Genomic DNA, 24,608 nt, shown 5'->3' with positions numbered 1-24,608 from the left:
GGGCAATGGGGCTCGGGCGTTGAGCTCAGAGGCTGGATTTCGAAATGACCTGCAGGCTCATCTGCTCCAGCAGCTTGTTCATGTGGATGAACTGCGCGAAGCGTTTGTCCTGGGTCTGGCCGTGGTAGAAGCGGTAGTAGATCTGCTGCACGATGCCGGCCAGGCGGAACAGGCCGTAGGTGTAGTAGAAGTCGAAGTTGTCGATGGCGATCCCGGCGCGCTCGGCGTAGTAGTCGACGAACTCGCGGCGGGTCAGCATGCCCGGCGCGTGGCTCGGCTGGCGGCGCATCAGTTGCACCGGCGCCGGGTCGTCGGCCTGGATCCAGTAGGCGAGGGTGTTGCCCAGGTCCATCAGCGGGTCGCCCAGGGTGGTCAGCTCCCAGTCCAGCACGCCGATGATCTGCATCGGGTTGCCCGGGTCGAGGATCACGTTGTCGAAGCGGTAGTCGTTGTGGACGATGCTGGAGGTCGGGTGGTCGGCCGGCATCTTGTCGTTGAGCCAGGCCTTGACCGCTTCCCAGTGCGGCGCGTCCGGGGTCAGGGCCTTTTCGTAGCGCTCGCTCCAGCCCTTGATCTGGCGGGCGACGTAGCCTTCAGGCTTGCCCAGGTCGGCCAGGCCGCAGGCCTTGTAGTCGACCCGGTGCAACTCGACGAACTTGTCGATGAAGCTCTTGCACAGGGCTTCGGTCTTCTGCGCATCCAGGCCCAGTTCCGGCGGCAGGTCGGAGCGCAGGATGATGCCCTTGACCCGTTCCATCACGTAGAACTCGGCGCCCATCACCGATTCGTCGGTGCAGTGCACATAGGCCTTGGGGCAGTACGGGAAACCGTCGCGCAGCTGGTTGAGGATGCGGAATTCGCGGCCCATGTCGTGGGCGGACTTGGCCTTGTGGCCGAACGGCGGACGGCGCAGGACGAATTCCTGCTCCGGGTACTCCAGAAGGTAAGTCAGGTTCGATGCGCCACCGGGGAACTGACTGATCCGCGGAGTGCCGGTCAGGCCCGGAATGTGCGCCTTGAGGTACGGGTCGATCAGGCCGGCGTCGAGTTCTTCGCCGGAGCGGATACGGGTGGACTGGTCAGTAAGCGCCATGCTTATCCCTTCTGCTTATTTTGGAGGCCAGACATCATTGGCTAATCTAATGGCGTGCCGGACGGGTCACAAGGGCGCGCCGGTCTTATAGGTTAGCGTGTTGGCGGATAATCACCCTCGGGAATGTGCGCCCGGCGGCGCGGCAGGCTAAGGTTTAGCGGGTCTGCGGCTTTGGGCAAGGAGCTTTGAGATGGGCTGTCCGCAAGTCTGTGCCGGCGCCACGCTGCAATGCAGTTTCGGCGCCGCGCCGTCAGCGCTCAACGTGCTGCCGGTCAACCGCACGCTGACCGGCGGGATGCCGGCGGCGAACATCATGGATCACATTCCGCTGGTCAACATCCTGCCGTTCGGCATGTGCATGAGCATGGCCAATCCGATGGTGGCCGCCGCCACGGCGGCGGCGCTGGGGGTGCTGACGCCGATGCCGTGCATTCCCGCCACCGCCACGCCGTGGATCCCCGGCGGCGCGCCGACCTTGCTGCTGGGCGGCATGCCGGCCATCGACGCCAACAGCACGCTGATGTGCAACTGGGCGGGGGTGATCAAGATCGCGATGCCGGGGCAGGTGCAGATGCTCATCCCCTGAGGCCTTGCGCCGCAGGGGCCGGCCCCATCGCCAGCAGGCTGGCTCCCACAATGGAGAGCCATTGACCAGCAGTCCCTTGCGGAAGCCAGCCACCATTCCCTTGTGGGAGCCAGCCTGCTGGCGATGAGGCCCGTCCCGGCGACCGTTGCCCTCAAGCCTGCTGCGGATCCGTCCAGCGCCTGAACCACCAGCGCACCCGCGAGATCGGCTTGCCGTCGGCGTCCAGCGGCCGGCCGTCGTCGGCGAACGCCTGTTCCGGTTCCACCAGTTGCCCGTTCAGGTAGCGCGCCTGAACCGCCGGTTTGCCGTTGGGATGGAACCGCTGATAGCGCCCCTCCCGCACACCGTCGCGGTAGAACTCGGCCTCGGCCAACTGCCCGTCGGGAAAGAAGTTCGATGCCTCGCCGTGCAGCAAGCCGCGCCGGTAAGTGGCCTTGCGCTGCAGCCAGCCTTCGGGGGCGTAGAAACTGGCGACCCCTTGCAGCTTGTCGCGCACGAACGGCAACTGCGCCGAGACCTTGCCGTTGGGGTGATAGAGCAGGGACGTGCCTTGCAGCTCGCCCTGGCTGTAGTTGAGGTTCGCCTGGGCCCGGCCGTCGTCCTTGATCTGCAACGTACCGTCGAGCTGCCCGTCCTGCAGGCGGCCCTTGAGGTGCCTGTCGTCCTGCTGCACATCCAGCGGTGTGATCGCCATGCCTTTCCCCCGTCAGTTGACCTGCACCAGCCCGCCCTTGATGGTCAGCATGCCGCCGCCGTCCACGGTCTGCGACGCGGCGCCCTTGTTGGTCAGGCTGATGCCGGCGTCGTTGGTCAGCGTAGTCCCGGCCTTGTTGTCCAGCGAGGTGCCGGCCTGGTTGGCCAGTGACGTGCCGGCCTTCTGGCTGATCGACGTACTCGCCTGGACCGCCAGGTCGGCGCCGCTCTTGATCGTGAAACTGCCGCCGCTCTGCAGGGTGAGGGTGCCGCTGACCTTGATGGTCAGGTTGCCGTCCACCGTCAGGCTGTAGTCGCCGGTGACCTTGTCGGTGTAGTTGCCGCCGGTGCTGTGGTTCTGGTCGGCGCCGACCTTCACGGTGCGGCTGTCCTTCACGTCGAGCGAGTCGCTGCCGGTCTGGATGGTCACGCTGCGCTTGCCCTTTTCCAGGGTCACGGTTTCGTCGCCGTCCTTGACCGTGCGGGTGCGGGCGTTCTGCACCGTGAGGGTCTCGTCGTGGCCGACGGTGGCGGTGGTGTCGTTGAGCACGTTGACCTTCAGGTCCTTCTGCGCTTGCAGGAACACTTCCTCGGCGTCTTTCTTGTCCTCGAAGCGCAATTCGTTGAAACCGCCGCCGCCCTTGGACGACTGGGTCTTGATGCCCGACTGGGTCTGGTTGGCGGGCAGGGCGTAAGGCAGGGCGTTGTCGCCGTTGTACACGCAGCCGGTCACCAGCGGCCGGTCCGGATCGCCGTCGATGAAGGTCACGATCACCTCCTGGCCGATGCGCGGCACGAACTGCATGCCGAACCCCTTGCCGCTCCAGGGCAGCACCACGCGCACCCAGCAGGAGCTGGTCTCGTCGTTCTTGCCGTCGCGGTCCCAGGGGAACTGCACCTTGATCCGCCCGTACTCGTCGGTCCAGATCTCCTCGCCGGACTTGCCCACCACCACGGCGGTCTGCGGGTGCATGCGCGGTTTGGCCGTGAGCCGCTGCGGACGGAACGGTGTGGCCTTGGGGATTGCTTCGAAGCGGTTGCGGTAGTCGAGGTGGCTGGCGTCGTGGACGACCCGCGTCACCACCCAATCGACGTTCAGGCTTTCGTCGTCGTGGCCGTCGAGGGTGAACCAGTGTCCCGGCACCAGCCAGCGGCAGTCGCTCTCGCCGACGAAGCGCTTCTCCTCGCTGCGCAGGCCGTCGACCCGCAATTTGGTCAGCGCATCGCCCCGGGCCTTGGCGTTGTAGCCGCCGGGGTGCTCGTACACCGAACGCGGCCCGGCCACGGCCTCGGCCTGGCCGTAGAGCGAGGTGGTGGGTGTGGTGAATTCATAATCGGTCGCCCGGTACACCCCGGCCACGGCCTGCACGCACACTTGGCCGGTGCGGATACCGTGCAGCTCACGCTCGCCCAACTGCTGGCCCAGGTACTTGACCTTCGGCCCGTTGGGGATCTGCACGAAGGCATCGTTACTATCGCCCAGCACCAGGGTGTGCTTGCCGTCGTCGTGGGTGAAGAACCAGAAGATCCCTTCCTCCTCCAGCAGGCGCGACACGAAGGCGAAGTCGGTTTCGCCGTACTGCACGCAATACTCGCGGGGCGTGTAGCTGCCGGTCAGCGAGAGCTTGAAGTCGCTGAACCCGTGGGCGTTGAAGATCGTGGTGACGATGTCCGAGGTGCTGAGGTTCTGGAACACCCGGTTGTTGCTGGCCAGGTTCAGCCACCACAGCCACGGGCGCAGCAGCAGTTGGTAGCGTTCGGCGGTGGCGTCGGCCGGCAACTGGCGGATCTCGGCGACCAGCCCGTCGAACGGCCGGCTCTGCGCATCGTTGTGCAGGGTGGTGGTGACGTGGGTGGCGACGGCGCTGCTCAGGGTGAGGGCGGCGCCGTCGTTGAGGCCGTTGAGGGTCTGCGAGCCCAGCGCGTTGAGCGCTTCGTCGCCGGACAGCGACTCAGGGAACAGCGCCGACAGCGAAGAGGCGGTGAGGGAGAGGCTGGTGTTGCTGTCGGTGGCGCGGGGCATGGGGGGGCCTGCTGGGGGAAGTCCGGTTCGTGGGTGGCGGTGTCGAGAGGCATGCGGCCCCGACTTACTGGTAATCGATACCGGTGACGTAAAGCGTGATTGCCGCACCGCTGCCGCCGGGCCCGGAAAACGACGGAAACTCGAGAATGGCCGGCCAGGTGACGCCCGTCTGTTTCTTGTACCGAAAGCTCGCCACCAGGTTGGTGCTGGATGCAACCCGCAGGGTCTTTGCGTTGGCCCAGGCCCAGTAGGTCGCGCCAACCGGCGCTTCCATCACCACCGGTGACGATTTGAACGAACCGAAACGCAGGGTGACGGGCTGCTCCGCCGCGCCGAGCCGATGCCTCAGCGAGGCGCTGAGATGAGGGTCTTCGGCGATGTGAACCAGAAACATGGCCTCTTCGTCGTGTCTCTTGCCGAAATAGAACACGGGGAAATGGTCGCTGCGAATCACCTCGCCATGGCTGATGCGCCTGATGGCCTTGAAGCCGCCGCTGCCGTTCGGCGTGCCTTCGGCATACCCGTCGCATTCGCAGCTCCAGCGATAGGTATCGGTGACGTACGCGTAGTCGAGCACCCGAGCGGCCGCCACGTATTCATCCTCGGTGATGGCCTCGTCCCACTTGAACCGCTTTTGCCAGTGTTCAAGGGTTTGCAAGGGCACATCGATGCCTTGGTCGAAGTCGTACACATACTCGACATTGAGGCGCCAGTCCCGCTGCGCCTGCTGGCGCGTCTTGTTGATGATCTGGATATGGGTGCCCGCGGTGGGGGGGCAGTTGGGTTGCAGGGGCTTGTGGCCCCGGGGATGGATGACCTTGTGGTTCTCGTGGGGCATGGCGTTGAGGTCGCCCCCGAAGAAAATCAGTTCACGGAAACTTTCGCGGTAGTTTTCGACGATGAAGTTGATGGTTTCCGCCGTCAACTCGACGGCCTTGTAGGACGAATTGGCGTGGTAGAACGCCAAGGCGTCGTGGTTGTACCGGTGCCGTATGATGATCGGCGCACGCCGCTCAGAGGCGCCCAGCACGTAGCCGGGCAGCATCTGAAAAGCCCCCGCCAATTCATTCCTGACGAACACCATCGAACCCAACGTGGTGTCGATGCGGATCCCGCCTTCGTTGTCCAGGGCATGCACCAACTGATACCCCTGGGCATTGAGAAGCTTCTCCACGCTCACGTTCGGCGTGCCCGTGGTGCCTGTCTCGAAGAGCGCAAGCAGGTCCGGCCTTCTGATGAGCAGCACTTTGATCAGGTAGGCGGCTTTTGCCTGGTAGGCCTCCGATTCCTTTTTGCTCTGGTTGTTGAGGTGCTGCGTGTTCCACATGAGAATTTTGTAGGGCATGACAGAGACCTGTAGTGAGGCGTGTACAGAGAAACAGTCGGTCGTCCGCCGCTCAGAGCATGCGGACCTTCCAGTCATCGATTTGCGTCGCGCCGCCCATGCAGGCACAGAAAGCCTCAAGGATGCGTGACCGCATGATGCTCATGCAGAACCGAGCCGGCGGACATCAGGCTGGTGGTGGAGTGGCCGAACAGGGGCGGAGGAAGGTCGGCCCTGTCGCACAACTGCAGGAACCTTTTCTGATTGTCCCTGACCACATCGCTCATGCGCTGTCCGGGGTTCGGCAGTTGCAGCTCGTTCCAGCTCTCGAAGGCGTGATCGCTGCGAAACACATTCATGCCCAGGTGCCGGAGATTGTTTTCCGCCGAGTGGCTGATGCACACGTATTCGTCCGGCAGCCCCAGCATGTGGCCAAACTCATGGCAGATGGTTATCTGTGCCGGGCAGGCCTTCGCGGGGGACGGCGCATCGGTGTCCAGCATGATTTGCCGAACATGTTGGGCGGGGGTCGTGCAGGTCGGATCGGCGGAGGCAATGCTTATTTTTATGTAGCGCTCCGCTGAGCCCATCGGGCCGAACAGGTGACGGATGTTGCGTCGGGCTATTTCCGTTTCCTGGGGGGCAAGCTCGCTGAACAGGTATTCCAGCAGGCTCCCGGTTCTGTTGATGGGGGCTTTGATCTCAACGAGGATCTTGAACCTCTTGTAGTCGGTGCCGGCGATGACCCTTCTGAATTCGGTGGCGAACTCGCGCAGCAGCTTTTTGCCGGCGCGCTCGTCCTGGTCAGCGCCGATGCCGGTGTGGTCGCTCGGGTGATGGGCCGATGAGGAGGAGGCGACCGGGAGGGCGGGCGAGGCTGTGCTGTAGTTCGGAAAGGGAATCTTGTAGCCGGCCACCAGGTTGCCGATGATCTGCTCGCGCTTGAAGCCTGAACCGCTGGGGCCGGACACATCACTGGTGAACATGGCCCGATGATAGGACGTGCCGGGTGTGCTGCCGGTCTCCAGCACCGTCGCCTGGTTGGAGATGTGTTCGTTCGCATCGATGATCTCGACTTCGTAGTGCGAGCTTTGCAGGTCGGACGCCTCGAGAGCGAATTCGATCTTGATCGGCGGGCCGCTGAAGCGCTTGTGCACGATTTCGAACCGGTTGTTCCAGGTCAGCGGTATGGCTTTCTTGGCCGCTGCGGTGAACTCGCTGAGCACGCCTTTCTTGTGGGCGCTTGGCGCGGCGTCAGTGGTCGACTGAACCTTTCTGAGCAGCTTGCCGGTCAAGGACAGGTGGGTGTTCTGCTCCTCCTCGCTCAAGACCTTGTAGTAGCGGTCATCGTAGGTGGGATGAATCTTCACCGTGATGGAGATGAGGTGCCTTGCCGCGCTGTAGTGAATATCAAAGTTTCCCAGGTTCGTTGAGGGACGGTGAAAGTCTTTGTGCGCATCTCGGGTCACCACGCTGTTCAGATCGCCAGGGTCCTGGTCCACCAGGCTTTGATAGATGCTGTCGGAGTGGCAAACCGGGCAGGTCAGCGTCTGGTGATTGAACTCCGTTTCACAGCTTGCGCATTTGTAACGCATCCGGCTTTCTCCTTGTCCTGGTCAGCAGATCCACTGCAAAACGTGATTCGGCGCTCATTCCAGCGCCCATTCCGCCAACTTCCCCGTCACCTGCGTCATCAACACATTCTCGACATCCCGCGCACCCGCCGCGCTGCATTTGGCGAGCACCGCCTTGACGATTCCGGCATCAAATTCGAACGGTTTGCCGGTCGCGGCCTTATAGCGTCCGCGCAGTTTCTCAAGCTTGGCCAGCACGATCCCTTCCAGCGTCGCTTCGTCCAGCGGCCGGTAGGCGACCACCGTCATGCGCGCCAGGAACGCTGGGCGGAAGGCTTGCAGCAGCACCTTGTGCAGCGCTTCGTTGAAGGCTTCGGAGCCGATCTGCGCGGCGGGCGTGTCGAGCAGCAGCTCTGCGCCGACGTTGCTGGTGGCGAGCATCACGGTGTTCTTGAAGTCCACCACCAGCCCGGTGCCGTCTTCCATCAGGCCCTTGTCGAACACGTTGTAGAACGCCTCCAGCACGTCCGGATGGGCCTTCTCGATCTCATCCAGCAGCACCACCGAATACGGCTTGCGCCGCACGGCCTCGGTGAGCACGCCGCCGCTGCCGTAGCCGACGTAGCCGGGCGGGGCGCCCTTGAGCTGGCTGACGGTGTGGGCTTCCTGGTATTCGGAGAGGTTGATGCTGATCAGGTTGCGCTCGCCGCCGTACAGGGCGTCGGCCAGCGCGTAGGCGGTTTCGGTCTTGCCGACGCCGGTGGGGCCCACCAGCAGGAACACGCCCACCGGTTTCTGCGGATCGGTCAGGCCGGCGCGGTAGGCCTGCAGACGCTGGGCGATGGTGCCGAGCGCGGTGCCCTGGCCCATCACCCGCTGGCCCATGCGCTGGCCGAGGGTGCGCACGGCGTGGGCCTCGTCGGCGAGCATCTTGCCGACGGGGATGCCGGTCCAGCCGGCGATGACGGCGGCGACGGTCTTGCCGTCGACCTGTTCGGGCACCAGCGGATCGTCCTGGCGGATCGCGTCGAGCCCGGCCTCCAGGCGCAGCAGTTCGGCGGCCAGGTGATCGATGCGGCTGTCGGTGGCTTCGTCGGGCCTGTCGCTGTCGGCGCGTTCGCTCAGGTCGAGCAGTTCGCGGCGGGTGTCGAGCAGTTCGCGCACGGCCACGCGCTCTTCGCTCCAGCGGGTCTCCAGTTCGCGGATCGCCTGGACGTTGGCGGTCGATTCGCTCTCAAGCCCGGTGATGCGTTCGCGGTGGTCCAGGCCCGTGGCTTGCTCGCGGCGCAGGCGTTCGAGCTCTTCCTTGAGGCTTTGCTGACGGTGACGCAGGCTTTCCAGCGGCGGCGGCACGTCGTGCTGGCCGAGGGCGACCCGGGCGCACGCGGTGTCGAGCACGCTGATGGCCTTGTCGGGCAACTGGCGGCCGGAAATGTAGCGGTGCGACAGTTTCACCGCCTCATGGATCGCCGCGTCGAGCACCTGCACGCCGTGGTGCTGCTCCAGTTTGGCGGCCACGCCCCGGAGCATCTCCACGGCGGTGGTTTCGTCCGGCTCCTCCACTTGCACCAACTGGAAGCGGCGGGCGAGGGCCGGATCCTTCTCGAAGTATTTCTTGTATTCCATCCAGGTGGTGGCGGCGAGGGTGCGCAGTTCGCCCCGGGCCAGCGCCGGCTTCAGCAGGTTGGCGGCGTCGCTGCCGCCTTCGGAGCCACCGGCGCCGATCAGGGTGTGGGCTTCGTCGATGAACAGGATGATCGGCTTGTCGGCGCTGCGCACCGCGTCGATCACGCCTTTGAGTCGTTGTTCGAACTCGCCCTTGACCCCGGCCCCGGCCTGCAGCAGGCCGAGGTCGAGCACCCGCAGGCTGACCTCCTGCAAGGACGGCGGCACATCGCCGGCGGCGATGCGCAGGGCCAGGCCTTCCACCACGGCGGTCTTGCCCACGCCCGGCGCGCCCACCAGGATCGGGTTGTTCTGCCGGCGCCGCAGGAGGATGTCGATGCACTGGCGGATCTCGCCGTCGCGGCCGACGATCGGGTCGATGCGTCCGGCGTGGGCGTCGGCGGTCAGGTCCTGGGTGTACAGGTTCAGCACCGAATCCTGCCGGGGAACCGGGCCTGCGTTCGGGACGGTGCGCGGGCCGACGTGCTCGCGGGAATTCTCTGTCCACTCCAGCAGGTTCGCCCGCAGCGCTTCCTTGGGGATGCGCAGCAAGGACGAGGCGCTGTTGAGCAGCAGGCTGCGGCGTTCGTCGCGGTCGATCAGCGCCAGCAGCAGGAGGCCTGAGCGGATGCTGTCGAGCCCCAGCACGCTGGCCTGCACCACGGCGTCCTCCAGCAGGCCGAGGGTGTGGTTCGACAGGGCCGGGGTGCGGGTGCTGCCGGACTTGAACAGGTCCAGCGCCTTGTTGATTTCCGCCGTCAGGGCATCGCGCTCCAGGCCGAAGCGCGGCAGCAGGAACGCCAGGTCGCCGCCCTCGATGTCGAGCAGCTCCAGCAGCAGGTGTTCGATCTCGACGAAGTGGTGGCCCCGTTGCAGGCAGCGCTGGGCGGCCCGTTCGAGGGCGCGGCGGTTGTCGGGGTTGAGGCGCCCGATCAGGCTGGCCAGTTCCATCTCAGGTGATCTCCAACTGGCGAAGACGGGTTTCGATCCGCTGCACCGCCAGGCTGGCCTGACGTTGCAGGCCGCCGTTCCAGCTCAGCAGGGCTGGGGCCTGGCGCCCGAGCTTCAGCGGGCCGGCGCCGCGAATCAGCAGCACCAGGGTGACGTCCAGGTCCGGGCCGAAGTACAGCGCGGCGAGGCTGGCCAGCGCCGGGTGCGCTTCGCCGTCCGGCAGGAAGCGCGCGGCCGCAGCCTGAGGCAACGGGCCGAGGGTCAGGCGGATGCCGGCGTGCTCGTCCCACACGCGGGTGCCGGCCACGGCGCTGCGGCCGAGCTGCAGATTGCGTCCGCCGGCCTTCATGACGCTGCGGCTGGCGGGCGGGATCTCGCGCCAGGCGCCTTCATAGGCGTTGAGCTCCACGGGCACTTCGAACTGCTCCCGCACAATGGCGGCGAACCCGGCCAGGGAGCGGCGGCCGTCGGCGTACAGGGCCGTGCAGGCCAGCACCGCGCAGTCGGGTACGGCCTGGCGTTCCTGCAAGGACTTGGGCAGCAGCCCGGTCAACGCCCGCAACTGCGCCTGCACCGGCGAGGCACCGGGCGTGGTGAAACCGAGGGCGATCCGGTGCTTGCGCATCACCTTGTACAGCAGGCTCAGCAAGCGGTGCTGGAACAGGTCGAGGAACTCGGCGGGCGCGTGGTCCTTGGCCCGGGCCCGTTGCTGCAGCCACTCCTGATAGGCATAGGGCAGGGGGCCGTCGGGGCCGCCGAGGCCGAACACCGGCGTCTCCAACGTCAGCGGCTGGCCCGGCTCTTCGCGCAGGCGCTCGATCTGGCTGGTGGGGAAGATCGGGGTCAGCGGCCCGCGCAGCTTCACGGCTTCGGCCTGGGGCGCGGTGCCGCTGCCCAGGGACTCGGCCTGGGGCTGCTCACGCTCCAGCAGCAACAGCGCCTGCAGCCATTCGAACGCCTGCGGATCGCGGCGCAGGCGCTGGCCCAGGCTCAGAGCGACAGGGGCATGCCGGCTTGGGGTTGCCATGCCTTGACCTCCCTGTCGGCCTGCATCAGCACCGTGCGCACGAAACGGTTGGCGGTCGCGTAGAGCGAGAAGAACTGCGCCAGCACGGCGGAAAACAGCACGGCGCTGCTGCCGACGAAATGGTGCGGGTCGAGCTGCAGTTGCACCTCAAGGCCATTGCGCCAGCCGCGCCAGGCATCGGCGCCGACATGGCCGATCACCCGCTCGCAGGCCAGGTGCGCCAGGCCTTCGATCTGGCGCAGCGCGCTGGCTTCGTCGCGCAGGTTGTGCAGATGGAGAATTTCCTTGAGCGCATCGAGCGCCTGCGGGCCTTCGACCAGCGACAGGTGATTGAGGGTCAGCTGCGACACCAGGCGCCAGCGCGACGCGCCGTCCAGGCGTGGCAGGCTCTGCGGGCTCGGCGGGTTGCGCAGGCGCGCCCAGGCCACCGGCCCCGGCCGCTCGAAACCCAGCGGCGTGCCGGCCGGCAGGCTCTGGGCCAGATGACGGTTGGTGCACAGCAGCTCCGCCGTGAGGCTGTAGTCGGGCAGGTCGGTCGACGGTTCGAAACGGGTGTCGACCACGCTCACCAGCAGGTCGCTGCCGAGCCGGTTGGGCGTCATGCCGCTGACCCGCCGCGCATGCCAGTAACGCTGCTGGTCGCCGCCGCTGTGCTGGCTGCCGTAGTAGGCCGGCACCCGCTGCACGCCGGCGGCGGAGCTGGCGCGCATGGCGCGGATGCTGTGGATCTCCACGCTGTTTTCCCGGTGGCTGTCGGCGATCAGGCGGTATTCGCTGCGGGTGCCGTCCGGGCGCAGCGGCTCGGACGTGCGCGGGAACAGGTTGATCACCGGCGCGCAGCCCAGGGCGATGTCGCTGGCCTGCAACGACAGACGACTGGCCGGGGCCCGGTCGAACACGATGTACAGGTACAGGGTCTGGCTGTCGCTGGCGGCGCCGGCCAGCGGCAGGTCGAAGAAGTGGAATTTGTCCGGGAACGCGAAGTATTCGGCGAGCAGGCGCATGCCCGGATGCACGCCGTCCTCGTCCGGCAGCAGGGCCTCGTCATCGGCGAAACCGACCACCTGCGGCAACCCCTTGAGCGCCTCGGGCACGCTGCCCGGCGGGCCGGCCAGCACCTGCACGGCATGGGCGCCGAGCAGGTCGCACAGGCAGGCGTTGATCACCGGCGAGGCGGTCAGGTGAATGCGCAGCGTCTCGATGCCCAGCTCGCGCCACTGGCTTTCGCCCAGGCATTGCAGGCTCAGGCGCAGGGCAGAGCGGGCGCTGGCGACGCCGGTCAGGGCCTGCGCTTCGTCGCTGCCCAGCAGCAACGCTTCGCTGACCTTCAGCGGCCATAGGCGCACTGCCGCGCTGGTGCGAAAGTGGATGCTGTCGCCCTTGTCGGTGGTGACGAACAGCGGCGTGTCCCGGGGCAGCGGGTAGCCGCCGTCGAGCTTGCCTTTGCTCGGGTCGGGTTCGAACTGCACGATGGCGCAGGACGGCATCGGCCGCATGGCCAGCGGGTACAGCTGCTCCAGCAGGGCATCGCTGAACTCGGCGTAGTCGTCGTCCAGCCGCCGTTGCAGGCGGGCGGCGAGCAGGGCGAAACCTTCCAGCAGCCGTTCCACATGCGGGTCGGGGCATTCGCCCGGCGACAGTTCGAGGCGCCGCGCGACCTTGGGATAACGCTCGGCGAACTGACTGCCGGCATGGCGCAGCCAGGTCAGTTCCCGTTGGTAGTAGTCGAGCAGTTGCGGGTCAATCGAGTCGCTCATGGCGCACCTCCAGCCCTTCGTCGCCGGGCTCGATGACGAACGCCACCGGCCAGTGCCGCTGGCCGCTGCGCAGTTCGCCGAGCAGGCGGATGCTCAGCCGCTGGGGATGTTCGGGCAGGGGATTGACCTGAACCTCGCCCAGGCGCAGGCGCGGTTCGAACCGGTCGATGGCTTCGCGGATGTCCCGCGAAAGGCGCCGGCGGTCATCGCTGCGCTGCTGTTGCAGGGCGCTCCAGTCGGCGATGCCGTAGTCGATGACGCTGGGCGGGCGGGTCAGGGTCTTGGGGCCCCGGCGGGTGTTGAACAGGCGCGACAGCTCGGTGTGCACCGAGTCGAGCAGCGCCTGGCGGTCGAACACCGGCGCGCCGTCGTGCTCGCCGGAGGCGAGCCGTTCGAACAGCGGCGCCAGGATGCCGGTGTCTGCCATGACCGGGGCGTCCGCTTAACTGACCAGCTTGTTCGCGGCCATGTCCCAGGTCGAAGCGGCGGTGCCTTCCTTGGTGCCGTCGTCCTTCTGCGCTGTGAGCTCCCACTTGATCTTGGTGAAGTTCAGGGACAGGGTCTCGACCGGCTTGCCGCCCGTGCCGCCGCTGACGCTGACGTTGGAGATCACCACGTTGGTCAGGGTGTAGATGATGAAGGGCAGCAGCTGGCCGCTGCCTTCGGCGGCGTTGCGGCCGATGGTGATCTTGGCTTCCGGGATCGGCTTGCCGGCGCAGCAGTATTCGTTGAGGGACGGGGTGGAGGTGTCGACGAACTTGGTCAGGGTGAACTCGCCGACGTGGGGCTTGCCGCTGGTGCGCTCCGAGTTGCTGACGTCGTTGGTCACTTGCATGGCCACGTTGTGGCTGTAGGACATGACTTCGATCTTGTCCGTGTAGCCCTCGAGCAGGCTGTCGCCTTTGATGTCGCCGCCGAGGTCGAGAATGATTGCATCCATCGCTTGGAACTCCTGAAGGTTGTCGCGCTAGGCAAACGGGGAGAGGCCCGCCGGCGGTGCCGGCGGGCGAGGGCCGGTCAGGCCGCCACCGGCGGCGGCAAGGTCGCGACCAGGCGGATCGACGCGGTCAGTTCCTCAAGCTGGAAGTGCGGCCGCAGGAACACCGTGGCCCGATAGGCGCCGGGCTTGCCGGCGACTTCGGTGACGTCCACCCGCGCTTCGCGCAACGGGTACTGCGCCTTGATCTCCTGGGGCGCGTTGTCGTTGATCAGCACGTAGTCGGCGATCCAGTTGTTGAGGTAGCTCTGCACGTTGTCGCGGGTCATGAAGCTGCCGACCTTGTCGCGCATGATCACCTTCAGGTAATGGGCGAACCGCGACGCGGCGAGCACGTACGGCAGCATCGCCGAGATCCGCGCGTTGGCGTTGGCCTCGTTGGTGTTGTAGACCTTGGACTTGTTGGTGGTCTGGCCGCCGAAGAACACCGCGATGTCGCTGTTCTTCTTGTGGCACAGGGCGATGAAGCCGAGGTCGTTGAGCTCTTTTTCGCGGCGGTCGGTGATGGCCACCTCGGTCGGGCACTTGAGCGACAGGTCGCCGGAGCTGGTGCGGAAGGTGTGCGCCGGCAGGCCTTCGACCGCGCCGCCGCCCTCGGCCCCGCGGATCGCCGCGCACCAGCCGTACTTGGCGAAGGCTTCGGTGATGCGCTGCGACAGCGCCCAGGCGGCGTTGCCCCACAGGTACTTGCTGTGGTCGGTGCCGTTGACGTCCTCGACGTAGTTGATGCCTTCCACCGGCGAGGTGTCCGGCCCGTAGGGCAGACGCAGCAGGAAGTGCGGCAGCACCAGCGACACGTAGCGTGAGTCTTCGCTTTCGCGGAACGAGCGCCACTTGATCAGTTCCTGGCTCTCGAAGACTTTCGACAGGTCACGCGGCACCGCCAGTTCGGTGAAACTGTTCATGTCGAACAGCCGTGGGCTGGCGGCGGCGATGAACGGGGCGTGGGCAGCGGCGGCGACGTTGGAGAGTTTCTCCAGCAGGCCGATGTCCTGCGGATGCCGGCCGAAGGTGTAGTCGCCCACCAGCAGGCTGAAGGGGTGGCCGCCGAAGGTGCCGTATTCCTCTTCGTAGATTTTCTTGAACAGGGCGCTCTGGTCGAACTCGACGGCTTTCTCCAGATCGTTCTGCAGCTCTTTCTGGGTGACGTTGAGCAGGCGCAGCTTCAGCCGGGTGCTGGTCTCGGTGTTCTGCACCAGCATGTGCAGGCCGCGCCAGGACGCTTCGAGCTTCTGCAGGTCCGGGTGGTGCAGCACTTCGTTGAGCTGGGCGCTGATCAGCTCGTCGATCTGGCTGATGCGGTCGTTGATCATGGCCACGGTGTCCTTGTCGATGGCCATGCCTTCGTCAAGCACCTGGGTGGCGAACTCCGCGAGCATGTCGCGGGCGTAGTCCTGCTGGCTGTCGTCGTGGGCCATGCGGCCCTCGGCGATGATCTTGTCCAGCAGGGACAAGGTCTGGGTCGTGCCTTCACTGGCTTCGTTCTGGGCGGCGGCGGGCATGGTGGATTCTCCCTGGATTCAAGTGGACGGTCAGGCTTGCGGTTCGGCCGGCGCTTCGGCGTCAGCGGCCGGGACAGCGGTGTCCGGGCGAGCCGACTTGATCTCCTGCAAGCCTTCGGTGTTGGCGATGACATCGCGCAGCAGCTTGTCCAGGTCGTCGTTGCCGTCGAGCTTGGTCAACAGGTCGCGCAGGCGCTGACGGGCTTCGAACAGGCGGCGCAGCGGGGTGACTTGCTCCACCACCTTGACCGGGTCGAAATCGTCGATGTGCTTGAAGTTCAGTTCGATGTTGAGCTTGCTCTCGTCGCCGGTCAGCGTGTTGTTGACCTGGATCGTGGCGCGGGGAGCGATGGAGGCGAGCACTTCGTTGAAGTTGTCGCGGTCGATTTCGGTGAAGCGCCGTTCGGTCAGTTTCGGCAACGGCTCCAGGGGCTTGCCGGACAGGTCGGCGAGGATCCCGACCACCAGCGGCAATTCCTTTTTCTCGATGGCGTTGCCGATTTCGACGTCGTAGGTGATTTGCACTCGGGGCGGGCGAACCCGGTCGAGCTTGTGCTGGGTGCTTTCTGCCATGTCGGCGGACTCCGATGCGATGGGCGGGCGCAATGCATCGGGGAGGCCCGTTCATCGCTTTCCCTTGCTGGACCACAGGTTAGAAAGGGAGGCAGATGACCTGTCGTTCCTTTGACAAACCTTCCACATTCGGCCGTAGGAACCGAACTACCCAAGACGCTAGAACAGGACTATAAAAATGCAAGCGAAAACTTTTTTGGACTGTTCTGCGAAAAGGAAAATTCATTTTGCGTGCACGACTTTTTCTAACGTTCGGTTTTGCGCTGCTCGCCGGTTGTTCGTTCTTCGGGCCGAAAGTGGATCTCGACAGCCTGACCCTCGACGTCGCGCCCAAGGCCAACGACGACACCCCCATCGCCGTGGATTTCATCGCGGTCAACGATCCGGATCTGCTCAAGCAACTGTCGGGCATCAGCGCCAGTCAGTGGTTCGCCGAGCGCGAGCAGTACCAGCGCGACTACCGTCAGTTGATGAGCGTGTGGGGACTGGAGCTGGTGCCGGGGCAATTCATCGACCGCCAACCCTTCCCGTTGGGGGGCAAGCGGGCGGCTGGACTTTTGGTCTTCGCCAGCTATAACACACCCGGAGCGCACCGCTTGCGGCTGGACGACCGGAGTGACGCCTGGCTCAAGTTCGACAGCCGCGAGATGAGCCTGGTCAGCAGGGAAAACTGAAAGCGCACCGTCCGCCGCCGGCCTGCGGCGCAGTCGAAGGGAATCACATGAGTCTGCTACCTGACGCGGTTTGCTGGCATGAAGGCATGCAGTTGCTGCCGCAGCATTTTCAGTTGCAGGGGTTGCGGGCCGAGGCGCTCGGCGCGCATTTGGCCCAGGCCTGCAACCCGTGGTTCTGGGGCGTGGCGCGCCTGGAGTTCGACCCCTCGGCGATGAGCGCCGGGGTGGTGCGCATCCTGGCGCTGCAAGGGACGATGCCCGACGGCCTGCCGGTGGATGTGCAGGCCGGCGTCGGCCCGGCGCTGGAGCTGGACGTGAGCGCGGCGGTGGACGAGACCGACGACGCCACCGTCACCGTGTACCTGGCCGTCAGCCCGTTGTGGCGCGCCGGTCAGCTGTTGCCGCTCAAGGGGCGTCTGCAATCGGTGGTGGGCGAGGCGCTGCCGGACCTCACCAGCGGCGAGTTCCCCGAATCGATCACCGTGTGGCGACCCAATCCGCGCCTGTGCACGCAACTGAACAAGGCCGATTCGATCTGCCTGCCGCTGCTGAAGATCCGCAAGGAGGGCGGCGGCTTCCTGCCGTTGCCGTACACGCCGCCGACGCCTTTGCTGCTGCCGGACTCGCCGCTGGGCCGCCGGGTGGCCGGGCTGTGCGCGCGGGCGCGGGAGAAGTGCCTGTTCCTCGGCGGTCGCCTGCGCCAGGCGCAGCAGGCCGGCAACCAGGACGATGCGCTGGAGATCCGCCGCCAGTTGACGGCCTTGTGGGCGCGCCTGCCGGAAGTCGAAGGCCTGCTCAACACGCGCATCGCCCATCCGCAGGCGCTGTATGTGCAGTTGCTGGGCCTGGCCGGCGCATGGGCGGCGCTGGATCCGCTGGCCGGCGTGCCGGCGTTCGCACCCTTGGACTTCCTTGAGCTGCAGCGCGGTTACGGGCAGGTGCTCGACTGGCTGGAGACCACCCTCGAACTGATCCGCGCCGGTTACCGCAGCATCGCCTTCGAACGGGGCGAGCACAGCTTTTCCATCCCGTTGCCTGAGGACCGGCCCAGTCAGCGCCTGGTCATCGGCCTGCGCATGCCCAACGGCGCCAGCGAACAGGCCGCCGGCGACTGGCTGCGGGGCGCGATCATCGCGTCGGCGCCGCACATCGCGCTGCTCAGCCGCCAGCGCATGAGCGGCCTGACGCACCAGGCCATGAGCCGCAGCGAGCAGGTGGCCTACAGCGTCGGCGACGACACCCGCCTGTTTGTGGTGAACGCCGAAGGCACCTGGTTCGACGCCCAACTGCCGCTGATGATCGCCGCCCCGGCGGCCAAGCTGACCAGCAGCCCCTGGCAGGTGGTGCTGTTTGTCCCGCAGACCGGTGAAAGTGCCTGATCACACAAGGAGCCGCTCATGTCGCAGGGGAATGCCGCAAGCCTGGGGTTGCAAGACGCGCCGCTGAGCAGCGCGTTCCGCCAGGCCTGGCAGCAGTGGTCGCAGGACTGGAGCCAGTTGCCCAAGGACGGCGAGGACGAACAGGCGTTGGTCGACACCGTGGTCGAGCTCTCGACCCAGGCCTCGCAGCGCCTGTGGCGCACCGCGTTTGCCCGGGTCGGCGACGCGGCCACCGAGCAGGTGCGGGCGCTGGTGTACGCGTTCGTCGCGCTGGTGGACGAAACCCTGTTGTTCACGCCCTGGCCGGGGCAGGCCGCCTGGCAGGACAAGCCCCTGGAGTCGCGTCTGTACGCCAGCCGCCAGGCCGGCGAGCAGGTGCCGGCGGCCATCGCGACACTGCTTGAAGAACAGCAACCCACCGCCCGCGACCTGGCCAACGTCTACCTGCAATGCCTGATCCTCGGCTTCCATGGTCGCCTGCGCGGCGAGCAGAGCCAGGCGCAACGGGAGAAGTGGCGCCTGGCGCTGTTCACCTTCGCCTGGCAGGACGACGCGGACTGGGCCGACGTCAGCCAACGGCTGGTGCAGCCCTCGCAGGCGGCGCCGCTGAACCTGCCGGTGCGCACTGCGCTGCCGGACGGCTTCCGGCTGGCCTTGGGCGTTGCGGCGATGGTGCTGCTGCTCGCCGGTCTGGGGCACATGCTGTGGCGCGACATCGGCCAGGAACTGGAACCGGTGCTGCAGATGACAGAACTTGCGCCCGCGCCGGAGCAAGGCTCATGAGCACGCTGGCGATCGTGGCGTGGGTGGTCGGCATCGTCCTGCTGCTGGTGCTGCTGGCCGTCGCGGTGTGGTGGCTGCGCACCCAGAGCGGCGCGGCGATCCGCAGCTTCTACGGTGCGGTGCGGCACATGGAGCAGGAGCAGGGCAGCCGCGACCGCTATCAGTTGCCGTGGCTGCTGATGCTCGGCGACGAAGTCCAAGGCACGCAACTGGTGACCGAGTGGCGCCTGCAACCCACCGACAAACCGGCCTGGTTCGGCCGCTGGTGGTCCGACCCTGAAGGCGCGGTGCTGGTGGTGCCCCAGGCGCTGTTCTTGCCCGAAGACGGCATGCACCTGCAACGCGGCGGCTGGTGGCGGCTGCTGGGGCTGATCCTGCGCCTGCGCAGCAAACGTCCGCTGGACGGCGTGATCTGGACCGTGCCCGCCGCGCGCCTGGGCAACCTGGAGCAGGCGACCGGCCTCGGCCTGGCGGCCCGGCGACGCTTCATCGACCTGCTGCAGCGCTTCGGCCTGAGCTTGCCGGTGTACGTGGTGGTCACTGGGCTGGAGGAATTGCCGGGGTTCCAGGAGCTGATCAGCGCGTTGCCGGACGAGGCCCGCGAACGCACCTTGGGCTGGTCGTCGCCCTATGCCAGGGACGCAGTCTGGCAGGGGCAATGGAGCGACCAGGCGCTGGACCGCCTGCACCGGGCGGTGGCCGAAGCGGTGATCGAGATCGGCACGTTGTCCGGGCATCTGAGCGCCGACCTGTACGCCTTGCCGGAGCGTCTGGAAAGCCTGCGCCGCGGCTTGCAGAACGTGCTGGAGCCGGTGTTCCAGGGCAACGCCCAGGGTGAAGCACCGTGCTTTCGCGGGCTTTACCTGAGCGCCAACCAACCGGCGGAGGATGCGCAGGACGGGTTCTCGGCCGATGACAGCGGCTTGCAGCAAAGCGCCTTCGTGCGCCAGTTGTGGCGCCAGCGCATCGTCGGCGAGCGTGGCGTGGCCCAAGGCGTGCCGCGCCTGTTGCGCCTGCGCCAGCGCTGGCAACGGCTGACGGCCGGGGTGGCGGTGGTGGTCGCGGGGGTCTGGGCGGTGGCGATGCTGCTGGTCTGGCATGCCTCGGTCAAGGACGCCCATGAGCTGGCGCGGCTGCTGCAAGTCGCCCAGAAAGGCTATGTGGCGGTCACCGACGATGCGCACCGGGTCGAGCCGACCCGGCGCAACGTGCAGAGCCTGTGGCGGGTGATGGAGCGCTCGCCGCGCTGGGATTTCGCGTCGCTGGTGTTCCCGACGTCGTGGTTCTCGTCGCTCGACGCCACGCTTGAACAGCAACTGCGCCTGTCGGCCCGGCGGCACCTGCTCGAACCGCTGCATGATCTGCTGAACGCCGAGCTGACCAAGCTCAAGGGCATCCGCAGCACCGACCGGCGGGCCAGTGTCGAAAGCGAGGATCCTGCGCAGTGGCAGAACTACCAGAAGGCCACCGACCTGGTGGACCGCGCCGTGCGCCTGGAGCAGCAGAACCAGTGGTTCGGCCAGGCCCTGAACAATCCCCGGGCGCCGCTGGAGGATCTGGTGCAGTTGAGCAACAACGCCCTGTCGCTGAACCTCAACGCCGGCACGCTGCCCCACGCCGCGTTCTTCAACCGGGTGCTGCTGGCCGACGAGGACGGCAATCTGCAGGCGCTGGACCTGAGCGTCGACCGGCCGCTGATCGTGGGCAATTTCACCGGGCTGATGGAACGTTGGCTGGATCAGTATTTCCTGGCCGACAATTTCGTCAGCAAGGCCGGCTACCTCAAGCTGCACCTGGAACAACTGGAGGTCGGCAGCGGCAACAGCCTCGGCGAGCTGGAGGATCTGCGCGCGCTGGTCGACGACTTGCAGGTGGCGATCGCCCTGACCAACTCGACCTGGGGGCGCGGCAAGGGCCAGGACCTGGTGCCGGGCTACCGCGAAATGCTCGACAAGGTGCACAAGAGCGCGTTGCTGGGGCCGGCGGTGGAGCAGCAACTGGAGGCCCAGGCGGCCAAGCTGCAGCAGAGCTTTCGCGACCAGTGGATCGCCCAGGTCGGCTCCCGGGGCAATCTGCTGGTACAGCAGGGCAGCGGGCAACTGACGCTGCAAGAGCATGTGGTCAAGCTGGACAATGCCGTGCAGTCGCTGTTCAAGCGCGACTTCGTGTCGGTCGCCCTGCGCGCCAGCCAGGACAACATCGACCTGCGCGGCCAGACCGTGGACGGCGACGACCTCGACACTTCGTTGAGCTATTTCGCCAGCTACAAGAGTTACATCGCCGAAGAATTGCCCAGGATCCCGTCGGCCTACCGTGGCGCACTGCTGCAGGCAGCCGAAAGCGCAGCGGCCCAAGCGATGTGGCTGAGCCTCAAAGACCACAATGACCAGACCCAACCCTACGCGGTGTTCAACGTGCGGGCGGAGCAGGCGATGGAACTGCAGAAGGCGTTCGTCGAGGTGCACCGCACGGACCTGGCGGCGCGCCTGCAAAGCGCGTTGAACCGCCGGGCGATGGCGCAGATCGTCAGCGGCCTGGACGAGATCGTCGCCCAGCCGCTGTTCGGCGGACGGGCCGAAATCAGCCAGTGGGACGGCTCGAAGAACCTCGGCCTGCAACTCTACGGCGCCAGCGACGTGCAGGACCTGAAGCTCAGCCTCAAGCAGCAGTTCAATACCATGCTCGGCATCACCGAGCGGCGCACCTCGGCGTTGCAGTGGCTCAAGACCCAGCAGGCCAACCTGTCGGCGCTGGACTACGAGCGGGTGACCCAGTTCAGCGCACTCAACGACGAGCTGCTCAAGTACAAGGACGCCAACCCCGCCAGCTCGCCCGCGCAGATCGAACAGCTGGTCAGCCGTGACTTCATCGAGATGGACACCGGCTCTTGCGTGCAGGTGCTGCAGACCGCCAACGTCGCCGGCGGGCGCGGCACCCTGGCGATGCGGGCCGTGGAGCTGCAGCAGTCGGCCATGCAGCGTTGCCAGTTCCTGCAACAGCAACAGGCTGCCGCCGCGTGGAACGAACTGGCCAACTACTTCAATCAATACCTGGCCGACCGCTTCCCGTTCGCCAACGGCGTGCAGGCGCAGGATGCCGACCCGGCCCGGGTGCAGCACCTGCTGGAGCTGATCGACAAGCGCCTGCCGGTGGCGCTGGCGGGCCTGGCCACGAGCCAGGCGCCGGAGCGCTTGGCGGCAGAGGATTTCCTCAACCGCCTGAAGCAGGCCGGCACCTGGCTGACGCCGCTGTTCGTGCGGGACAAGAGCGGCATCCTCGGCCTGGAGCTGGATGTGCGCTGGCGCACCGACCGCGAGGAAGAGAGGGGCGCCGATCAGGTGATCGCCTGGGGCCTGCTGGCCGGCAGCCAACAGATCAATTACCCCGGCGCCGAGCAGCCGAACCTGCGCTGGAGGGTGGGCCAGCCGGTGCGCCTGACCTTGCGCTGGGCGCGCAACGGCAACGAACGGCCGGTCAACGATCCGCTGCAGCCCAACCTGGTGGTGCGCGACCTTGAGGCGGGCTGGGAGTACGGCGGGCCGTGGTCGCTGCTGCGCCTGATGCGCGCGCATTTCTCCGTGCAGCGCCAGCCGAGCATGGACTACACCGACTTTCCGCTGAGCCTGCGCCTGCCGGTCACGGCGCAGAACGACAGCGTCACCACCGGCTTCACTCGGATGTTCGTGCGCCTGTCGCTGATGAGCCAGGGCTCGAAACTGCCGATGTCCATCACGCCGCCGCCGACCCGGGCGCCGCGTTCGCCGTTTCAGATGACCGGCACCACCGCCGCCATCGACACCCAGAAGGAGGGGCTGTGAGCCTGCCATCCGCCGCGTTGCCTGACCTCATTGAACAGCTGCTGGCGCCGATCAGCGAAGACGCGCCGTGCGGCGTGGACCTGCGCTACGAACGCGAGTTCGACCAACTGCGCGACCTGCGCCGCGAAGACGACGCCAGCCTGCCGACCGGTGTATGGGAATCGACGCTCAAGCGGGCGGACTGGCCGAAGGTGGAAGCGATCACCACCCACCTGCTGCTGGAACGCAGCAAGGACTTGATGCTCAGCGCCTGGCTCGGCGAAGCGTGGCTCCATTTGCAGGGGCTGGACGGTCTGCCCGGGAGCCTGGCGCTGGTCGCGGGGCTGTGCGAGCGCTATTCCGATCAGGTGCACCCACAGGCCGAAGACGGCGACCAGTCCTGGCGGGTGACGCCGCTGGAATGGCTGGTGCGCCGCTACAGCGAAATCCTGCTGACCCGGGTGCCGCTGTTCGGCGCCCACAACCGTGATTTCGAGGGCTACAGCCTGAGTGCCTGGCGCCGTCTGCAGGTGCAGCAGGTGCAGGTCAACGACAGCAAGAACGCCAAGGCCCTGGCGGAAACCGCCCGCAGCGAACAGAAGACCCTCAGCGATCAGGTGCGCGCCACGCCCATGGCGTTCTGGCTGCGCCAGCAGGGCAACCTGCTGCTGGGGTTGCAGCACCTGCAAAGGCTCGACGCCTGGAGCGACACCTATCTGGGGGATCAGGGGCCGGGGCTCAAGCCCTTGCAGGAGACCCTCCAAGCGCTGCTGACGCTGGTCAAGGAGTTCATCGCCATGCACCCGCAACAACCCGCGCCGCCACCGGTTCAGGAACCGGTCGCCGAGGTCCCGTCCGCCGATGAGGCGCTTGATGCTGCGGTGAACGAAGCGCCGACGGCCCAGGCGTCCCGCGAGCCGGCCAGCCGCGAGGAAGCCTACCGGCAACTGCTGCTGATCGCCGAATACCTGGCCCGCACCGAGCCCCACAGCCCGGTGCCGTACCTGATCCGGCGGGCGGTGGAGTGGGGCAACAAGCCGTTGAGCGAGCTGTTGGGCGAACTGATTTCCGCCGACGCCGAGGCGCGGCGGATGTGGACGTTGCTCGGCGTGCTTTAGTGCACGCGCTGGTCGTTGAGGCGAGGGGGCAGGTCGACGGGCGTCAGCACCGGTTGCCCGGAGAAGAACGCCACCAGGTTTTTCCCCACCAGCTCGACAGTGCCTTGGGTGGCCTCCGGTGACAGCCCGGCGACGTGCGGGGTCAGGATCACGTTGCTCAGGCCTTTCAGGGCATCCGGCACTTGCGGTTCGTGGTCGAACACATCCAGCGCGGCCCCGGCGATCCGCCGCTGCTCCAGCGCGGCGATCAGATCGGCGGTGGCGATCACGCTGGCGCGGGCGATGTTGACGATGAAACCCTTGGGCCCCAGGGCGTCGAGCACCGGGCGGGTCACCAGGTGCTGGGTGCCGATGCCGCCGGGGGTGGCGACCACCAGGAAGTCCGAGGCCCGGGCCAGCTCCGTCGGGGTCGAGCAGAAGGTGTAGGGCACGTCGTTGCGCACCTGGCGGCTGTGGTAGCTGATCTCCATGTCGAAGCCGCTGCCGGCGCGTTTGGCGATGGCCATGCCCACTGCGCCCAGGCCGAGGATGCCCAGCCGTTTGCCGGACAGGGACGGGCGCATGATCTTGGGCCATTCGCCCCGGCGCACGGCGGCGTCGCAGCGCGGAATGTCACGCACCAGCGCCAGCAGCATGGCCATCGCGTGGTCGGCCACCGAGGAGGCGTTGACTCCGGCGCCGTTGGTCACGGTGAGGCCCCGGTCGCTGGCGGCCTGCAGGTCCACCTTTTCGTAGCCGGCGCCGATCACGCAGATGATCTTCAGCGCCGGCAACGCGGCGATCTCGTCGGCGAAGAGGCCCAGCGGGCCGCGGGTCAGCACGGCATCGATCCGCGGGCCGTGGGTGGCGATGGCCTGGGCGCGTTCGGCGGGGGTGGGGGCGAGGATCAGGTGAAAGCCCTGTCGTTCGAGGATCGGCAGGTAGTCATTGATGGTTTCAACCAGTACCAGAACGGTGGCGGGCATTGCTCGGCTCCTGTGATCGTCGTCGTGTCGGTCGCGAAAGTCGTGCCAGAGTGCGGATCGCGCAGCGGTTTGGCAACCGCAGACCCTGGGCTCGCACCAGCCAGTGTAGGAGCTGGTGCGGGGGCCC

19 protein-coding genes are annotated in these 24,608 nt (G+C 66.6%); 6 read left to right on the top strand and 13 right to left on the bottom strand.

Annotated features, from left to right (window positions below; all coding sequences use genetic code 11):
• Positions 1–25 precede the first annotated feature (25 nt).
• Entirely contained in the window at positions 26–1,093 is a 1,068-nt protein-coding gene (locus tag CAG29_RS07020) for a phosphotransferase family protein (RefSeq protein WP_085694055.1), read from the bottom strand.
• A gap of 190 nt (positions 1,094–1,283) precedes the next feature.
• On the opposite strand from CAG29_RS07020, the gene CAG29_RS07015 reads away from it, so the two are divergent.
• Positions 1,284–1,679, top strand: a complete 396-nt coding sequence (locus CAG29_RS07015; RefSeq protein ID WP_085583453.1) for a DUF4280 domain-containing protein — start codon at positions 1,284–1,286, stop codon at positions 1,677–1,679.
• Between the two features lie 151 nt (positions 1,680–1,830).
• On the opposite strand, the gene CAG29_RS07010 is transcribed toward CAG29_RS07015, so the two are convergent.
• The 11 genes from CAG29_RS07010 to tssB form a co-directional block, all read right to left on the bottom strand.
• Positions 1,831–2,373, bottom strand: a complete 543-nt coding sequence (locus CAG29_RS07010; protein ID WP_085632603.1) for a toxin-antitoxin system YwqK family antitoxin — start codon at positions 2,371–2,373, stop codon at positions 1,831–1,833.
• Positions 2,374–2,385: 12 nt separating this feature from the next.
• Positions 2,386–4,395 (bottom strand): type VI secretion system tip protein VgrG, encoded by a 2,010-nt coding sequence (tssI, locus tag CAG29_RS07005; protein WP_085583457.1) that lies wholly within the window; start codon positions 4,393–4,395, stop codon positions 2,386–2,388.
• A 64-nt stretch (positions 4,396–4,459) separates the two neighbouring features.
• Positions 4,460–5,740, bottom strand: a complete 1,281-nt coding sequence (locus CAG29_RS07000; RefSeq protein WP_085632607.1) for an endonuclease/exonuclease/phosphatase family protein — start codon at positions 5,738–5,740, stop codon at positions 4,460–4,462.
• Positions 5,741–5,856: 116 nt separating this feature from the next.
• Complete coding sequence (locus CAG29_RS06995; protein WP_085694053.1) at positions 5,857–7,314, bottom strand: hypothetical protein; 1,458 nt, start codon at positions 7,312–7,314, stop codon at positions 5,857–5,859.
• Between the two features lie 54 nt (positions 7,315–7,368).
• Positions 7,369–9,909 carry a type VI secretion system ATPase TssH gene (tssH, locus tag CAG29_RS06990; RefSeq protein ID WP_085694051.1) on the bottom strand — a complete coding sequence of 847 codons (2,541 nt, stop codon included), beginning with the start codon at positions 9,907–9,909 and terminating at the stop codon, positions 7,369–7,371.
• A gap of 1 nt (position 9,910) precedes the next feature.
• Positions 9,911–10,936 (bottom strand): type VI secretion system baseplate subunit TssG, encoded by a 1,026-nt coding sequence (gene tssG, locus CAG29_RS06985; protein WP_085583465.1) that lies wholly within the window; start codon positions 10,934–10,936, stop codon positions 9,911–9,913.
• A complete protein-coding gene (gene tssF / locus CAG29_RS06980) occupies positions 10,900–12,693 on the bottom strand; it encodes a type VI secretion system baseplate subunit TssF (protein ID WP_085583467.1) in 1,794 nt (597 codons plus the stop codon). The genes tssG and tssF overlap by 37 nt, the downstream gene beginning before the upstream one ends.
• Positions 12,677–13,120, bottom strand: a complete 444-nt coding sequence (tssE, locus tag CAG29_RS06975; RefSeq protein WP_085583469.1) for a type VI secretion system baseplate subunit TssE — start codon at positions 13,118–13,120, stop codon at positions 12,677–12,679. Before tssE ends, tssF begins: the two co-directional genes overlap by 17 nt.
• A gap of 15 nt (positions 13,121–13,135) precedes the next feature.
• Positions 13,136–13,633, bottom strand: coding sequence for an Hcp family type VI secretion system effector (locus tag CAG29_RS06970; protein ID WP_003224073.1), 498 nt, complete (start codon positions 13,631–13,633; stop codon positions 13,136–13,138).
• A 77-nt stretch (positions 13,634–13,710) separates the two neighbouring features.
• Entirely contained in the window at positions 13,711–15,192 is a 1,482-nt protein-coding gene (tssC, locus tag CAG29_RS06965; protein ID WP_085583471.1) for a type VI secretion system contractile sheath large subunit, read from the bottom strand.
• Positions 15,193–15,222: 30 nt separating this feature from the next.
• Positions 15,223–15,765: a type VI secretion system contractile sheath small subunit gene (gene tssB / locus CAG29_RS06960; protein WP_085583473.1), complete on the bottom strand. Its 543-nt coding sequence runs from the start codon at positions 15,763–15,765 to the stop codon at positions 15,223–15,225.
• Positions 15,766–15,992: 227 nt separating this feature from the next.
• On the opposite strand from tssB, the gene CAG29_RS06950 reads away from it, so the two are divergent.
• Genes CAG29_RS06950 through tssA form a run of 5 tightly spaced genes read left to right on the top strand, consistent with a single transcriptional unit; the run spans position 15,993 to position 23,516 of the window.
• Positions 15,993–16,439 (top strand): type VI secretion protein, encoded by a 447-nt coding sequence (locus CAG29_RS06950; protein WP_085583618.1) that lies wholly within the window; start codon positions 15,993–15,995, stop codon positions 16,437–16,439.
• A gap of 47 nt (positions 16,440–16,486) precedes the next feature.
• A complete protein-coding gene (gene tssK, locus CAG29_RS06945; RefSeq protein ID WP_085694049.1) occupies positions 16,487–17,818 on the top strand; it encodes a type VI secretion system baseplate subunit TssK in 1,332 nt (443 codons plus the stop codon).
• A gap of 18 nt (positions 17,819–17,836) precedes the next feature.
• Positions 17,837–18,601: a DotU family type IV/VI secretion system protein gene (locus tag CAG29_RS06940; RefSeq protein WP_085632615.1), complete on the top strand. Its 765-nt coding sequence runs from the start codon at positions 17,837–17,839 to the stop codon at positions 18,599–18,601.
• Complete coding sequence (locus CAG29_RS06935; RefSeq protein WP_085632617.1) at positions 18,598–22,419, top strand: type VI secretion protein IcmF/TssM N-terminal domain-containing protein; 3,822 nt, start codon at positions 18,598–18,600, stop codon at positions 22,417–22,419. Before CAG29_RS06940 ends, CAG29_RS06935 begins: the two co-directional genes overlap by 4 nt.
• Positions 22,416–23,516 carry a type VI secretion system protein TssA gene (gene tssA, locus CAG29_RS06930; protein WP_085694047.1) on the top strand — a complete coding sequence of 367 codons (1,101 nt, stop codon included), beginning with the start codon at positions 22,416–22,418 and terminating at the stop codon, positions 23,514–23,516. Before CAG29_RS06935 ends, tssA begins: the two co-directional genes overlap by 4 nt.
• Here tssA and CAG29_RS06925 read toward each other — a convergent pair.
• A complete protein-coding gene (locus tag CAG29_RS06925) occupies positions 23,513–24,481 on the bottom strand; it encodes a 2-hydroxyacid dehydrogenase (protein WP_085694045.1) in 969 nt (322 codons plus the stop codon). The genes tssA and CAG29_RS06925 overlap by 4 nt on opposite strands.
• Between the last annotated feature and the right edge of the window lie 127 nt (positions 24,482–24,608).

It is taken from the genome of Pseudomonas sp. B7(2017) (genome assembly GCF_002112745.1).
GTDB classification, from domain to species: domain Bacteria; phylum Pseudomonadota; class Gammaproteobacteria; order Pseudomonadales; family Pseudomonadaceae; genus Aquipseudomonas; species Aquipseudomonas ekonensis.
The sequence above is the reverse complement of the archived record's forward strand: the minus strand, read 5'-3'. Positions and strand labels throughout refer to the sequence as shown.

Excerpts from the sequence above, each read along its gene's own strand:
- CAG29_RS07020 (WP_085694055.1), bottom strand. The coding sequence starts at position 1,093 with ATGGCGCTTACTGACCAGTCCACCCGTATCCGCTCCGGCGAAGAACTC.
- CAG29_RS07015 (WP_085583453.1), top strand. The coding sequence starts at position 1,284 with ATGGGCTGTCCGCAAGTCTGTGCCGGCGCCACGCTGCAATGCAGTTTC.
- CAG29_RS07010 (WP_085632603.1), bottom strand. The coding sequence starts at position 2,373 with ATGGCGATCACACCGCTGGATGTGCAGCAGGACGACAGGCACCTCAAG.
- tssI (WP_085583457.1), bottom strand. The coding sequence starts at position 4,395 with ATGCCCCGCGCCACCGACAGCAACACCAGCCTCTCCCTCACCGCCTCT.
- CAG29_RS07000 (WP_085632607.1), bottom strand. The coding sequence starts at position 5,740 with ATGCCCTACAAAATTCTCATGTGGAACACGCAGCACCTCAACAACCAG.
- CAG29_RS06995 (WP_085694053.1), bottom strand. The coding sequence starts at position 7,314 with ATGCGTTACAAATGCGCAAGCTGTGAAACGGAGTTCAATCACCAGACG.
- tssH (WP_085694051.1), bottom strand. The coding sequence starts at position 9,909 with ATGGAACTGGCCAGCCTGATCGGGCGCCTCAACCCCGACAACCGCCGC.
- tssG (WP_085583465.1), bottom strand. The coding sequence starts at position 10,936 with ATGGCAACCCCAAGCCGGCATGCCCCTGTCGCTCTGAGCCTGGGCCAG.
- tssF (WP_085583467.1), bottom strand. The coding sequence starts at position 12,693 with ATGAGCGACTCGATTGACCCGCAACTGCTCGACTACTACCAACGGGAA.
- tssE (WP_085583469.1), bottom strand. The coding sequence starts at position 13,120 with ATGGCAGACACCGGCATCCTGGCGCCGCTGTTCGAACGGCTCGCCTCC.
- CAG29_RS06970 (WP_003224073.1), bottom strand. The coding sequence starts at position 13,633 with ATGGATGCAATCATTCTCGACCTCGGCGGCGACATCAAAGGCGACAGC.
- tssC (WP_085583471.1), bottom strand. The coding sequence starts at position 15,192 with ATGCCCGCCGCCGCCCAGAACGAAGCCAGTGAAGGCACGACCCAGACC.
- tssB (WP_085583473.1), bottom strand. The coding sequence starts at position 15,765 with ATGGCAGAAAGCACCCAGCACAAGCTCGACCGGGTTCGCCCGCCCCGA.
- tssK (WP_085694049.1), top strand. The coding sequence starts at position 16,487 with ATGAGTCTGCTACCTGACGCGGTTTGCTGGCATGAAGGCATGCAGTTG.
- CAG29_RS06940 (WP_085632615.1), top strand. The coding sequence starts at position 17,837 with ATGTCGCAGGGGAATGCCGCAAGCCTGGGGTTGCAAGACGCGCCGCTG.
- CAG29_RS06935 (WP_085632617.1), top strand. The coding sequence starts at position 18,598 with ATGAGCACGCTGGCGATCGTGGCGTGGGTGGTCGGCATCGTCCTGCTG.
- CAG29_RS06925 (WP_085694045.1), bottom strand. The coding sequence starts at position 24,481 with ATGCCCGCCACCGTTCTGGTACTGGTTGAAACCATCAATGACTACCTG.